Genomic DNA, 13,075 nt, shown 5'->3' with positions numbered 1-13,075 from the left:
GACATGTCGACGGTGGAGCACATTTTCATCGCGGGAACGGATGCGGGGCCGGAGGAGGTGGCGCGGCTGCTGGCGTCGCTGGCCGGGATGAGCGTGTCGAAGAACGAGAAGGGACGGGTCTTCCTGAGCCGTCCCGCGCGGGACAGGCAGATCGGTGGTGAGCTGTCGGTCAACGACTACGTCGACGCCGCGCCCGAGGAGGGTGACGAGTCGCTGATCGACGACTTCCCGTTGGTGTTGGACGTCGGGTACACCGGGCGCGAGCGGAACGTGCAGCTGGCCGAGGCGCGGGCGCTCTTCGCGGACCTGGCCGAGGGCGGCGAGCTCACGCTGGCGCTGGTGCAGAACATGGATCTGCTGTTGGCGGTGTCCACGCCCGAGCACGGCACGGTCTGGATGCCGCCGGACACCACCCCGGACGCGGAGCATCGCGAGCGGTGGGGGCGGTATCGCGTCCGGGGGTGAGGTGGTGGTCAGGGGCGGACGGCGCGGCCCTGCTCGGTGGCGACCGTGCGGTCGTAGCGGTTGTGCGGTGTGAGCAGCGTGTAGCGCTCGCGGGTGGTGGCGCGGCCCTGGCGCTCCGGGCGTGGCACGTTCGTGAGGTAGGAGGCCTCGCCGGTGTACGTGTCGGTGAGCCGGACCGGGCCGCCGGGCCGGCCGGTGACGACCGCGGCGTCGGTGAGCGTGATCGTCGTGGTCAGGCGGGCGTCCGGCGCGAGCGTGGTGGCGCCGTCCATGCCGTACCGCCGCTGGGTGGTGACGGTCGTGGGGGTGCCGTGACCGGTGCGGGTGGTGACGGTGTCCGTGTCGGTCCACGTCGCGTCGAGCGCGTCGTGGGACTCGCCCTCGGTCCAGGTGTGCACGGAGTCGTTCGTGACCGCGCGGGTCACGGTGGTGGTGACGCGGCCGTGCGAGGTGTCGACGTACCCGCTGGTGGTGAGGCCGTGCCGGCCGGTGGTGGTGACCGTGCGGCCGTCCGCGGCCGACGTGTTCGTCAGCGGACCCGGGGTGGCGGCGGTGAGCGCGCCGGTGACCTGCCGGCGGTGCGGGTCCTGCCAGGCCAGGACCGCCGTGGGTACGTCCCAGCCGGGCTGGCCGGCCGGCACGCCGAGCACGGAGACCTCGACCCGGTGCGCCCGGCCGTCGGTGAGCCGCCCGGCGAACGGGGTGAGGTCGTAGCGGATCGGCTGGATGTCGAACGCGCGCGGCGCGGGCACGGTGTACCAGAGGAACGGGTTCGACCAGCCGCCCGTGTAGACGTGCGGGAACGGCGCGGCCACGCCGGCGAGCGTGCCGTCGATCCGGATCTGGACCTCGCGGTACGGTCCGGCCTCGGTCGGGCAGGAGTAGTCCGCGCCGGCCGGGGTGGTCAGGTACCAGTACTCCTCGCAGCCGCCGCCGGAACCGGTCGCGTGGACCTCCGCGACCAGGCGCTCCGAGTTGCGCGGCACGGTCAGGTCACCGACCAGACTCGTACCCTCGCCGTGCCGGCCGGTCAGGGCGATGACCCGGTCGGGGCCGCCGGCCGGGGCGCGACCCGGATAGAACGTCAGGTCCACGGTCACGTCCAGGATTCCGGTGTACGTGTCGTCGACCACGTTGCCGATCAGCATCTCGACCGGTTGCGGCGTGCTGAGCAGCGGCGCGTAGGCGGTGACGTCCTTGTCCACGGTCCACTCGATGCCGTCCGGGCTGGGCTGCGGTGTCGAGTGCTTGAAGATGGTGACGCCGCCGATCTCCAGGTAGCCGAGCCGGTCGTACTGCCGCCCGGCGACCGCGCCGTGCAGCGTGAGCACCACGGTCCGCCACGGTCCGCGGCATGCCGCCGGCGGCGTGAACGTGCCGGTGAACGGCGTGAAGTCGCGGAACTCGGTGTCCACGATCCGGGTCGTGCAGGACCGCCCGGGCGGCCGCTGGACCGGGGGCGCCGCGGTGACCGGATCGTCCCAGTCCGTGCCGAACGTCGGTGGGACCGGGGTCGCCGGCCGCGCCGCGCCCGCCGGGGCCGCCATGATCGTTGTCGCCGTCGCCGCGACCACCAGCGCCACGACGGTCCGCAGTCCGAATCGATGCACGTGCCCATCCGATCTGAGAAGATCGTGCACTGTCAACGCCAGGTGTCCGGTTTTAACGTGGCCGACTCTTTTGGGCGCGGCGCCGACGCTGTGGGATTCTCGACGGGTGACGCTTACGCTGGGCCGCTACCCCGTCGACCCGCCCGTCGTGCTCGCGCCGATGGCCGGGATCACGAACGTGGCCTTCCGCCGGCTCTGCCGCGAGCAGGGCGCCGGGATCTACGTGTGCGAGATGATCACGACGATCGCGCTGGCGCACCGGAACCCGAAGACCGAGCGCATGATCGAGTTCGGGCCGGAGGAGAACCCGCGGAGCATGCAGCTCTACGGCGTCGACCCGGCGATCACCGCGCGTGCGGTCCGGCGGATCGTGGACGAGAACCTGGCCGATCACATCGACCTGAACTTCGGCTGCAGCGTCCGCAAGATCACCAGCAAGGGCGGCGGGGCGGCGATCCCGTACAAGCGCAAGCTGTTCGGTGCGATCGTCAAGGCCGCGGTCGACGCGGCCGCGCCGGCCGGCATCCCGGTCACCGTGAAGATGCGCAAGGGCATCGACGACGACCACCTGACGTACCTCGAGGCCGGGCTGATCGCGCAGGAGGTCGGCGCGAAGTGGGTGGCGTTGCACGCGCGCACCGCCGCGCAGCGCTACTCCGGCACCGCGGACTGGGAGGCGATCGCCCGGCTCAAGGAGGCGCTGGACGTCCCGGTGCTCGGCAACGGCGACATCTGGGAGGCCGACGACGCGCTCCGGATGATCCGCGAGACCGGCTGCGACGGCGTGGTGGTCGGCCGCGGCTGCCTCGGCCGCCCGTGGCTCTTCGCCGACCTGGCCGCCGCGTTCGCCGGCCGTCCGGAGCGGGCGATGCCGTCGCTGGGTGAGGTCGCCGCGGTCATGCGCCGGCACGCCGAACTGCTCTCCGGCTGGTACGGATCGGAGCGCGACGGCGTCACCGACTTCCGCAAGCACGTCGCCTGGTACCTCAAGGGCTTCCCGGTCGGTACGGAGATCCGCCGCGCGATGGCCATGGCCTCGTCGCTGATGGAACTCGACGACCTGCTCGGCAAGCTCGACCACGACGCCCCGTTCCCGCCCGAGGCGCTCGGCCAGCCGCGCGGCCGCACGAACTCCCCGGCCCACGTCTTCCTCCCGCAGGGCTGGCTCGCCGACCGCGAGGACGACGCCGTCCCCGAGGGCGCCGAACTCGACAACTCCGGCGGCTGATCCGGCGCCGTCCCTCGGCTTCGTGCCGTGGGCGCGCCCCCGTCGGCCGGACGTCACCGCCGCCGGGTCAGGACGTCTGGCTGTTGAGGAAGCCGATGATGACGGCGGTCCACCAGGCCAGCTGGGAGACGGCGGTGGCGAGGCCGGCCTGGACCAGCAGCGGCGTGGGCGGGCGGTGGCCGCGGTGACGGCTGAGCCGGGCGGCGACGGTGCCGGCGTAGACGCCGTTGAGGCCGACGACCAGCACGGCCAGGAGCTTGACCACGGTCAGGTAGGTGACCTGCGGGTGCAGCAGCGCGCCGGAGGCGAGCAGGCCGGTGAAGCCGATCCAGGTCGGGGTCAGCGCGCTCTCCGCGGTGCGCAGCACGTCACCGAAGCTGTGGCGGCCGGCCAGGAACAGGATGCCGGACCAGTCGACGAACAGGACCGCGCCGAAGCCGATCAGCATCGAGATCAGGTGCACGAACAGCGCGCCGGCCCGGATCTCCGGTGGCGGCGCCACCCGCGGCGCGATCACCACGACGGCCAGCCATGCCAGCGAGACCACGGCGGCCCGGGTCGTCGGCGCGAGGCGCCGGCGATGCCGCCCGGGGAGCGCGATCAGCGGCTGACCGGCCATGGTCGTCTCCTTCCGCAGTGCCGGGCCGATTGTGGCCCATCAGGAGACGCGGCGGTGCGGCGCGGATAACAGGAAAATCCCGGGCGCTCGAAAGTGCGGATCTACCAGTACATTCGTCGGGCACGTGGCGGCCACGGGGGCACGCCCGGCGAGGTGGGAGGCTTTTGTCCGTTATGGTGGCTAGACGCGTGATCAGTGCGCTGATCTTCCTCGTGGCGGTGCTGACGTTCGCGGGCCCGTTCGTGGTGCTGGACACGGACGAGTCGTCCTGGGGCCAGCGGCACACCACGATCACCGCCACCGGGTTCGACCTGATCCTGGGCAACCCGCCGACGATCGTCACCGAGGGCGACTCGCGCTCCGGTGACTCGTCCGTCCCGGGGCTCGCGGAGGCGGCCGAGAGCGTGCCGAACTCGCCGGCCGGGCTCGCGGACGGCAGCAGCGCGCGGGTCTGGGCGACCGCGGCGTTCATGCTGACGCTCGGCGCGGCCGCGCTGGCCGCCTTCCGGAACGGCCGGGGACTGGGCGCGCTCGCGGCGTTGATCGCGCTGATGGCGGCAGGTGCCGTGTCCGGCTCGGCGATGTCGATCGTGACCAAGGTCGAGGACTCGCGCGCGATGAGCGAGATCTTCCCGTCCGCCGGGATCGGCGACGGGGCCGGGTGGGCGTACGTGCTGCTCGGGTTCGGTGCGTTCTTCGTCTTCCTGGACGCGATGGTGACCCACGCGCGGCCGAAGGTGTTCGTGCCACGGAACCTGATGGCGGCCGGCTATCCGCCGCCCGGATACCCGCAGCAGCAGCCCTTCCCGCAGCAGGGATTCCCGCCCCCGCCCGGCTACCCGCAGCAGGGGTTCCCGCCCCCGCAGCAGCCGTACCCGATGCCACCGCAGGCGATGCCGCCGCACGCCATGCCCCCGCAGGCGATGCCCCCGCAGGCGATGCCCCCGCAGGCGATGCCCCCGCAGGCGATGCCCCCGCAGCCCTATCCGCCGCGGGGAATGCCTCCGCAGCCCTATCCGCCGCAGCAGTACCCGCCGTCGCAGCCGCCGTACGGCGCGCCCTATGGGCAGTGAGGACTTTCCCGCCGTACCGCTGATGATCGTGGTTTGTGGGCATTGAGGTCGTGAGACGGCCGCATGGAAGCGCTTCCATGCGGCCGGGGGCAACGCCGCAGGTCAGACGGTGTGATGTGCCAATCGTCACCCTTCCCTCGCTCTACGCGACGTTCTCGCTTAGATTTCGCCCACCACCCCCGGACATCGACCGGGACCCACGTTCAGCGCGGAACGGACGGGAGACCTCCATGACCTACGTCTACGCCTTCGAAGAGGGCAACAAGGACCTCAAGGACCTGCTGGGCGGCAAGGGCGCGAACCTGGCCGAGATGACCAACCTGGGTCTCCCGGTGCCGCCCGGCTTCACCATCACCACCGAGGCCTGCCGGGCCTACCTGCACGACAAGCGGTTCCCGGACGGGCTGGCGGACGAGATCGAGGCGCGGCTGATCGCGCTGGAGGAGCGGATCGGCCGGCGGCTGGGCGACGCCGCGGACCCGCTGCTCGTCTCCGTCCGGTCCGGCGCGAAGTTCTCGATGCCCGGCATGATGGAGACGGTCCTGAACGTCGGCCTCAACGACGAGAGCGTCGAGGGGCTGGCGGCGCACGGCGGCGCCCGGTTCGCCTGGGACTCGTACCGCCGGCTGATCCAGATGTTCGGCGCCACCGTCTGCGAGGTGCCGGCCGGCTACTTCGGCGACGCGCTGGACAAGGCGAAGCACCAGAAGGGCACGCGCAACGACCTCGATCTGGACGCGGACGACCTCCGCGCGCTGGTCGGCGTGTACAAGAAGATCTTCGAGGAGCACACCGGCCGGCGCTTCCCGCAGGACCCGCGCGAGCAGCTCAATCTGGCCATCCGCGCGGTCTTCGACTCGTGGAACGCGGACCGCGCCGCCCTCTACCGGCGGCAGGAGCGCATCCCGGCGGATCTCGGCACCGCGGTCAACGTGGTGGCGATGGTCTTCGGCAACCTCGGCCCGGACTCCGGCACCGGCGTCGCGTTCACCCGCGACCCGGGCACCGGCGCGCAGGGCGTCTACGGCGACTACCTGGCGAACGCGCAGGGCGAGGACGTGGTGGCCGGCATCCGCAACACCGTGCCGCTGCAGGATCTGGAGTCGATCGACAAGGCCTCCTACGACCAGCTGCTCGGCATCATGGCCACGCTGGAGGACCACTACCGGGACCTGTGCGACATCGAGTTCACCATCGAGCGCGGCAAGCTGTGGATGCTGCAGACCCGGGTCGGCAAGCGCACCGCCGCGGCCGCGTTCACGATCGCGGCGCAGCTGGTCGACGAGGGCGTGATCGACCTGGACGAGGCGATCCGCCGGGTCTCCGGCGCGCAGCTCGGCCAGCTGATGTTCCCCCGGTTCGACCTGTCCGGCACGCACCGGGAACTGACCAGGGCGGTCGGTGCGTCACCGGGCGCGGCGGTCGGCACCGTGGTCTTCGACGCGGCGCGCGCGATCGAGCTGGCCGGTCAGGGCGAGTCGGTGATCCTGGTCCGCCGCGAGACGAACCCGGACGACCTGGGCGGCATGATCGCGGCGCAGGGCATCCTCACCTCGCGCGGCGGCAAGACCAGCCACGCGGCCGTGGTCGCGCGCGGCATGGGCAAGACCTGCGTGTGCGGCGCGGACGAGCTGGAGATCGAACGGGGCGCGTTCACCGTGCGCGGCACGCGCGTCGCCGAGGGCGACACGATCTCCATCGACGGTACGACCGGGCGCGTCTACCTGGGTGAGGTGCCGGTCGAGCCGTCCTCGGTGGTGCGGTACTTCGAGGGTGCGCCGGTCTCCGAGGACCCACTCGTGCGCGCGGTGGACCGGCTGATGCGGCACGCCGACTCGCGCCGGTCGCTGCGCGTGCGGTCCAACGCGGACACCGGCGCGGACGCGGCCCGCGCCCGGCGCTTCGGCGCGGAGGGGATCGGGCTGTGCCGCACCGAGCACATGTTCCTCGGCGACCGCCGCGAGCTGGTGGAGAAGCTGATCCTGGCCGAGGGGCAGCCGGCCCGGGAGGCCGCGCTCGCCGCGCTGCTGCCGTTGCAGCGCGCGGACTTCGTCGAGTTGTTCCGCGCCATGGACGGTCTTCCGGTCACGGTACGGCTGATCGATCCGCCGTTGCACGAGTTCCTGCCGTCGCTGACCGACCTCGCGGTGCGCGTCGCGGTGGCCGGCGAGCGCGGCGAGGACGTCGGCCGGGAGAAGGAGCTGCTCACGGCCGTACAGCGCATGCACGAGCAGAATCCGATGCTGGGACTGCGCGGCGTACGGCTGGGGCTGGTCGTGCCCGGTCTGTTCGCCATGCAGGTGCGCGCGATCGCGGAGGCCGCGGTCGAGGTCGCCCGGGCCGGCGGCAGCGCACGGCCGGAGATCATGGTCCCGCTGGTCGGTGCCGTTCAGGAGCTGGAGACGGTACGGGCGGAGGCCGAGAAGATCCTGACCGAGGTGATCGGCGACAGTGGCGTGCGGGTGGTGATCGGCACGATGATCGAGGTGCCGCGCGCCGCGCTCACCGCGGGCCAGATCGCGGAGGCGGCCGAGTTCTTCTCGTTCGGTACCAACGACCTCACCCAGATGGGCTGGGGCTTCTCCCGCGACGACGTGGAGGGCGCGTTCTTCTGGCGCTACCTGGAACTGGGCATCTTCGGCATCTCGCCGTTCGAGTCACTGGACCGCGACGGCGTGGGCCGGCTGGTCCGGATCGCGTCCGAGGAGGGCCGGGCGGCGCGGCCGGGCCTGAAGCTGGGCGTGTGCGGCGAGCACGGCGGTGACCCGGACTCCGTGCACTTCTTCCACGAGGTGGGCCTGGACTACGTGTCCTGCTCGCCGTTCCGGGTGCCGATCGCCCGGCTCGAGGCGGGCCGCGCGGCCGTCGCGCGCACCTGAGCCACCGCTGCCCGGTGGGCCGTCCGGTGCCGTCCGCGTCGTTCCGGCGACGCGGACGGCACCCGGGCGTCAGACGTCGAGGTCCTCCTCGATCTTCTTCAGCTGGTGGCGTGCCATGGCCAGGTTGGCCCGGTTCTTCAGCAGCGCCAGGTAGAGGAACAGCCCCTTGCCGGAGCGGCCGGTCAGCGGCCGGATCAGGTGGTACTGGCCGCCGAGCGTGATCAGGATGTCCTCGATGCCGTCCTTGAGGTTGAGCATCTCCATCGCGCGCAGCTTCGCGCGGACCACGTCCGTGTTCCCGGCGGCTGCCACCGTCAGGTCCAGTTCCTTGGTGCCGCCGGCGACGCCGAGCGCCATGCCGCTGGTGTAGTCCACCAGCGCGACGCCGACGGCGCCGTCGATGTTCATCGCTTCCTTGAGCGCGGTATCCATGTCGGGCATGTCAGAATCCTCCGTACTGTGGGGGTTTTATCCGGCGCGTTGGCCGGGGACGCTCGACTGCAGCGCGGCCATCGGCGTGCGCTTGGCCAGGGGCACCTGACCCTCGACCGGGACGATGTGCGGCGAAGCCGGTGCGGGCGGTCGCGCCTCCACCGGGTCGAGCAGCTCACCGAGGCGGCGCGCGGTGCGCCGTGCCTCGTGGTGGATGCGGGCCACGTTCGCGCTCGGTCTGGCGAGCACGGCGAGGAGAGTGCGGAGCCCGGCGGCGTAGATGGCCACGTACCCGCCGGACGATTCGATCATGGTTTCGCGCAGGTCGCCGTGGCCCACGGTGTGGGCGAAGCGCTGGGTCAGGCCGAGGTTCGCCGCGGCCAGAGCGGCGATCGTCTCCGGTTGGAGGCCCGGAGCGTCGTACGCGAGCAGCATCCCGTCGACACCGGCGATCACGGTGGCCGTGAGATCGGGCAGCCGGCTGCGAAGCCTGGCGAGCTCGGCCAGCACCGCCCGGTCGGTTTCCACGGCAGTTCTCCTTCGCGAGAGGGCAGGGGTGGGTGAGGGTGAACAGGTCGGTGCCCGCCGCCGGTGCGCGACGGCCGGGGGCGCGCGGACCGGCGGCGCGCTCACCGCAGTGCCTTCAGCGCGCTGCGGATGCGGGTGAGCAGCGCCTCGTCCGGCGCGTCGGCGCGCAGCAGGCCACCGCCGTCCGGCACGGTCTCCACGTCACCGGCGCCGCTCGGCATCTGCTCGCCGGGGCTGCGGCGGGGCAGGCTCTCCGCGGGGATCACGGCGGCGGCACGCCCACCGGCGCGCCGCCGGCCACCGGTCGCGCGCCGGGCGGTCCTGGCAGGCTTCTCCGGATCGGCGAGGTTCCCGAGGTCGGCAGGTTCCACGGGGTCGGCAGGTTCCACGGGGTCGGCAGGGGCCGCGAGGTCGGCAGGGGCCGCGAGGTCGGCAGATGCCGCGACGTTCGCGAGAACGGCGGAGTTTGCGGGTGTCGAGGCCGGGGAGATCGGTGGAAGCGCCACGGTGTCCTCTGTGGCCGGCGCCTTCGTGGCCGGTCTCCGGCGGTCCCGCTTCGTGGCCGCCGGGTCCCGGGTGCCCAGTTCCGCGGTGGTCTGATCCATGGGGTCCAGCTTCGCGCCGGTCTGCCGCACGGCGGCCTGCTTCGCGGTGGACAGCCGTGCGGTGGCCGGTTTCGCGGTGGCCCGCTCTGCGGTGGCCCGCTCTCCCGTGGCCGCGGCGCGTTCCGCCGCCGCGATGGCGGCCTCCGCCAGCACGATGACCGGATCCGGCAATTCCTCCGATGCGGCCGGCACCGTCCGCCTCTCCACTGCGATGGTCGCCATCCGTCCTTCCTCGACGGCGGTGTCCGCCGGTGCGGTGTCCGCCGGTCGCTCCTCCGGCGCGGTGGGCGCCGACCGGTCCGGCGGTGCGGTGGATGCCGCCGGGCACTCCGGCGTCAGGATCAAACCGGCCGCCGCCAGCTCGCGCACCTGTTGCAGCGTCACGTAACCGGCCCGCCCGAGGAGCCGGGCCAGCGTGGCCGGCGTGCGTTCGCCGTCCGCCGCGACCAGCAGCTCGAACTGCAGCGCACTCAGCACGACGCGCTCGACGGGCGACCGGGGCGCCGGCCGAACCGGCGCCGTGTCCAGCGTGGACGACTCGAAGACCTCGTCGAGGAGCCGGCGCCGGCGCGTCGTCTCCCTGGACAGCACGTCGGCATCCACCCGGCAGACCGGACCGAGCCAGTGTTGCTCGTCCTCCTCGAACCGGACGGGCACGGCCGCCGGTTGCAGCACGAAGTACGCCGCGTCATAGATCACCCCAAGAACGCACAGCTCAAGTTCGCCGTCCGTAAGGTGCCCCTGTTCGACGAGCAGGCGACCGACACGGTGTGCGTCTTTTCCGGCGGAGACCGCGGATTCCCACGTGCGGGCCGAGATCCGGCCGGCCGCGGTCAGCAGTTCACCGACGCCCGGCGCCGCCGGGGACTCGGCGTGGCTGACCTGCCCCTTCGTCAGATGGATGACGCCGCCGGGGTGGCCGCCGACGTGCAGCGCGCCGGTCGCGCCGGCGGTGACCAGCTGGCTGAGCGCCCGGCGGGGGAGGGTGGCCGTTACGGCGCGGGCGGGCTTCACGTGGGAACTCCTCACCGATCTCTCGGTCTCGTGCCGCGACCGTCGATGGCCGTTGCGGGCGTCGTCGGTCGCGGGTCGAACCGTCACCGGGCCGGTGGCCCGCGGCCTTACGCCGTCACCAGGCCCTCGGCGAGCATCTGCAGCCGGCGCCGGCCGACCGCGAGGTTGCCGAGGTCCTTGTCCAGCCACAGGTAGAGCGCCAGCCGGCTGTCGAATCCGGTGCGCAGCAGGCGGATCAGGTGATAGCCGCACGCGGTGGTGATGATGACGTCCTCCACGCCGTCACCGGGCCGCGTCGAGGCGAACGGTGATCGGCTGACCGCGGCGTGCACGATGCCGGCCGTGCCGGTGGCCGTGCCGTCCGGGTCGTCACCGGGTGCGGCACCGACGGACTCCAGCGCGAAGCCGGTGGTGTAGTCGACCAGGCCGGCGCCGATCGCGCCGGGAACTGTCATCGCCTGCCGGAGGCAGTCGTCGATGCCGGACACACGTTCTCCTCAGCCCGCAGCGGTGACCTCGCCTCCGCTCCGGCCAGCGGACGGCGATCGCACTTCGGGCACATGGTGTGGGACCGGCGACGGCCGGCCAGTGACGTTGTGCTTCCGGCACGCTACTACCGGATATGGAATTTCTCTATCCCACGACGGTGTGCGACCCGATGTACACCATCGAGTGATCATCGATGGCGGGCGATTTATGACGCTCGGTGGAACGGGAGATGCCGGGACCGGCTTCCCGGCGTAACGTGTTCGTCACCTTGCCGTCAGAGGCCGCACGATGAGGAGCACCATGGGCAGCGACTGGGAGAACGTGGTCGTCGACGCCGAGGACCCGGGTCGGCTGGCCCGATGGTGGGCCGAGGCGCTGCGCTACCAGATCACCTACGAGCGCCCGGGCGAGGTGGAGATCCGCCGCAAGGCCGACGAGGCCCCCGGCATCGTCTTCGTCACGGTCCCCGAGCTCAAGACCGTGAAGAACCGCCTCCACATCGACCTGCGCCCCGACAACCAGGAGGCCGAGGTCGAGCGCCTCGTCGACATGGGCGCCCGCCACGTCGACGTCGGCCAGGGCACGGTCGACGGCTGGGTCGTCCTCGCCGACCCGGAGGGCAACGAGTTCTGCGTGCTCGGCCCGCGCACCTGAGCGAATCGGTTGCGGCCGCCGGGACCATCGGCGGTGATGATCGAGCGGATGTCCGCAGCGGTCCGGCGGGACTTCGACGCGATCCGGGGGACCCGGACGTGCGCGAGGCCGCGCGCGACGTCCACGTCCGTTGAACCCCGGTGGAATTCCCGGCGACGGCCGCGCCGGAAGCCCGGTGGCCGCACTACGCTCGGATCATGGACGGCCAGGTCGGTGACGCGGAGCGGTGGGCGGACGAGCGGGCCAAGGACACCGGGTACGGGCGGACGCCGTTCCAGCGGGACCGGGCGCGGGTGCTGCACTCGGCCGGCTTCCGGCGGCTGGCGTCGAAGACGCAGGTGCACGTGGCCGGGTCGGACGACTTCCTGCGGACCCGGCTGACCCACTCGCTGGAGGTGGCGCAGATCGCCCGGGAGATGGGCGAGCGGCTCGGCTGTGACCCGGACGTGGTGGACGTGGCCGGGCTCGCCCACGATCTCGGTCATCCGCCGTTCGGGCACAACGGCGAGGCCGCGCTGGACGCGGTCGCGGGCGGCTGCGGCGGGTTCGAGGGGAACGCGCAGACGCTGCGCGTGCTGACCCGGCTGGAGGCGAAGGTCGAGGGCGCCGGGCTCAACCTGACCCGCGCCTCGCTGGACGCCACCTGCAAGTATCCGTGGCGGCGGGACGGCGTGCGGCGCAAGTGGGGCGTCTACCCGGACGACCTGCCGGTCTTCGAGTGGCTGCGCCGGGACGCGCCGGCCGGCGAGCGGCAGAGCCTGGAGGCCCAGGTGATGGACTGGGCGGACGACGTGGCCTACTCGGTGCACGACCTGGAGGACGGCATCCACGGCGGCTACATCGATCTCGAGCGGCTGGCCGCGGACGCGGACGAGCGGGCCGCGCTCTGCGCCGACGTGTCCGGCGTCTACTCGGAGGAGCCGGTCGACGTGCTCGGCGCGGAGCTGGCCGCGATGCTGGCCGGGCCGATGCTGGCACCGGCGCTGGCCTACGACGGCAGTCACCGCGCGCAGATCGCGGTCAAGCGGATGACCAGCGTGCTGACCGGCCGGCTGGTCGCGGCGCCGGTCGAGGCCACGGTCGCGGCGTTCGGATCACAGACCCTGCGCCGGTACGCCGCGGACCTGCTCGTCCCGCCGGACGTGCGGATCCGGTGCGCGTTGCTGAAGGGCATGGCGCTGCGGTACGTGATGCGCCGCCCCGGCGCGGCCGCCCAGCAGGAACGGCAGCGTGAGGTGCTCACCCGGCTGGTGCACGTGCTGGCCGTGCGTGCGCCGGACGGGCTGGACCCGGTGTTCGCGCCGATCTGGCGGGCCGCGCCGAACGACGCGGCCCGGCTGCGTGTGGTGATCGACCAGGTGGCGTCGCTCACCGATCCGGCCGCGATGTCCTGGCACCGCGCGCTCACCTGAGAACGAAACCCGGGCTGGCCCCTCCGGCGCGTGCGGCTCCCGCCGTACCCTTGGAACGCTCTGGTGG

The 13,075-nt window shown here is 72.5% G+C and carries 12 protein-coding genes; 6 read left to right on the top strand and 6 right to left on the bottom strand.

Annotation, left to right across the window (positions count from 1 at the left end; translation table 11 throughout):
• Positions 1–3: 3 nt before the first annotated feature.
• Positions 4–465, top strand: coding sequence for a hypothetical protein (locus tag J2S44_RS10905; RefSeq protein ID WP_310411558.1), 462 nt, complete (start codon positions 4–6; stop codon positions 463–465).
• 8 nt (positions 466–473) lie between these two features.
• On the opposite strand, the gene J2S44_RS10900 is transcribed toward J2S44_RS10905, so the two are convergent.
• The gene (locus J2S44_RS10900) at positions 474–2,075 is read right to left on the bottom strand and encodes a peptide-N4-asparagine amidase (protein WP_310411555.1); all 1,602 of its coding nucleotides are present in this window, start codon (positions 2,073–2,075) and stop codon (positions 474–476) included.
• A gap of 106 nt (positions 2,076–2,181) precedes the next feature.
• Between J2S44_RS10900 and dusB the strand changes: the two genes are divergently transcribed.
• Positions 2,182–3,303, top strand: a complete 1,122-nt coding sequence (gene dusB, locus J2S44_RS10895) for a tRNA dihydrouridine synthase DusB (RefSeq protein ID WP_310411552.1) — start codon at positions 2,182–2,184, stop codon at positions 3,301–3,303.
• Between the two features lie 67 nt (positions 3,304–3,370).
• On the opposite strand, the gene J2S44_RS10890 is transcribed toward dusB, so the two are convergent.
• On the bottom strand, positions 3,371–3,922 hold the full coding sequence (locus J2S44_RS10890; RefSeq protein ID WP_310411549.1) for a hypothetical protein: 552 nt from the start codon (positions 3,920–3,922) through the stop codon (positions 3,371–3,373).
• A 188-nt stretch (positions 3,923–4,110) separates the two neighbouring features.
• Here J2S44_RS10890 and J2S44_RS10885 point away from each other — a divergent pair, with 188 nt between their 5' ends.
• Positions 4,111–4,995: a hypothetical protein gene (locus J2S44_RS10885; protein WP_310411546.1), complete on the top strand. Its 885-nt coding sequence runs from the start codon at positions 4,111–4,113 to the stop codon at positions 4,993–4,995.
• Between the two features lie 230 nt (positions 4,996–5,225).
• Positions 5,226–7,874 carry a pyruvate, phosphate dikinase gene (gene ppdK, locus J2S44_RS10880; protein ID WP_310411543.1) on the top strand — a complete coding sequence of 883 codons (2,649 nt, stop codon included), beginning with the start codon at positions 5,226–5,228 and terminating at the stop codon, positions 7,872–7,874.
• Positions 7,875–7,943: 69 nt separating this feature from the next.
• Here ppdK and J2S44_RS10875 read toward each other — a convergent pair whose 3' ends face one another.
• From J2S44_RS10875 to J2S44_RS10860, 4 genes are all read right to left on the bottom strand, one after another.
• Complete coding sequence (locus J2S44_RS10875) at positions 7,944–8,315, bottom strand: hypothetical protein (RefSeq protein ID WP_310411540.1); 372 nt, start codon at positions 8,313–8,315, stop codon at positions 7,944–7,946.
• 27 nt (positions 8,316–8,342) lie between these two features.
• Complete coding sequence (locus J2S44_RS10870) at positions 8,343–8,834, bottom strand: roadblock/LC7 domain-containing protein (protein WP_310411537.1); 492 nt, start codon at positions 8,832–8,834, stop codon at positions 8,343–8,345.
• Positions 8,835–8,935: 101 nt separating this feature from the next.
• The gene (locus J2S44_RS10865) at positions 8,936–10,453 is read right to left on the bottom strand and encodes a DUF4388 domain-containing protein (protein WP_310411534.1); all 1,518 of its coding nucleotides are present in this window, start codon (positions 10,451–10,453) and stop codon (positions 8,936–8,938) included.
• Between the two features lie 107 nt (positions 10,454–10,560).
• Complete coding sequence (locus J2S44_RS10860) at positions 10,561–10,941, bottom strand: hypothetical protein (RefSeq protein WP_310411531.1); 381 nt, start codon at positions 10,939–10,941, stop codon at positions 10,561–10,563.
• A 301-nt stretch (positions 10,942–11,242) separates the two neighbouring features.
• On the opposite strand from J2S44_RS10860, the gene J2S44_RS10855 reads away from it, so the two are divergent.
• Both J2S44_RS10855 and J2S44_RS10850 read left to right on the top strand, forming a co-directional pair.
• Positions 11,243–11,596 (top strand): VOC family protein, encoded by a 354-nt coding sequence (locus J2S44_RS10855; RefSeq protein WP_310411528.1) that lies wholly within the window; start codon positions 11,243–11,245, stop codon positions 11,594–11,596.
• A gap of 197 nt (positions 11,597–11,793) precedes the next feature.
• Positions 11,794–13,008: a deoxyguanosinetriphosphate triphosphohydrolase gene (locus J2S44_RS10850; RefSeq protein ID WP_310411525.1), complete on the top strand. Its 1,215-nt coding sequence runs from the start codon at positions 11,794–11,796 to the stop codon at positions 13,006–13,008.
• Positions 13,009–13,075 lie beyond the last annotated feature (67 nt).

The organism is Catenuloplanes niger (genome assembly GCF_031458255.1).
Taxonomy (GTDB): Bacteria; Actinomycetota; Actinomycetes; order Mycobacteriales; family Micromonosporaceae; genus Catenuloplanes; species Catenuloplanes niger.
Note: the sequence above shows the minus strand (reverse complement) of the source record. Positions and strands in the feature narration are given on the sequence as shown.

What these genes read in the sequence shown, in the direction of transcription:
- J2S44_RS10850 (WP_310411525.1), top strand. Translation starts at nt 11,794, where the DNA reads ATGGACGGCCAGGTCGGTGACGCGGAGCGGTGGGCGGACGAGCGGGCC.
- J2S44_RS10875 (WP_310411540.1), bottom strand. Translation starts at nt 8,315, where the DNA reads ATGCCCGACATGGATACCGCGCTCAAGGAAGCGATGAACATCGACGGC.
- J2S44_RS10890 (WP_310411549.1), bottom strand. Translation starts at nt 3,922, where the DNA reads ATGGCCGGTCAGCCGCTGATCGCGCTCCCCGGGCGGCATCGCCGGCGC.
- ppdK (WP_310411543.1), top strand. Translation starts at nt 5,226, where the DNA reads ATGACCTACGTCTACGCCTTCGAAGAGGGCAACAAGGACCTCAAGGAC.
- J2S44_RS10905 (WP_310411558.1), top strand. Translation starts at nt 4, where the DNA reads ATGTCGACGGTGGAGCACATTTTCATCGCGGGAACGGATGCGGGGCCG.
- J2S44_RS10855 (WP_310411528.1), top strand. Translation starts at nt 11,243, where the DNA reads ATGGGCAGCGACTGGGAGAACGTGGTCGTCGACGCCGAGGACCCGGGT.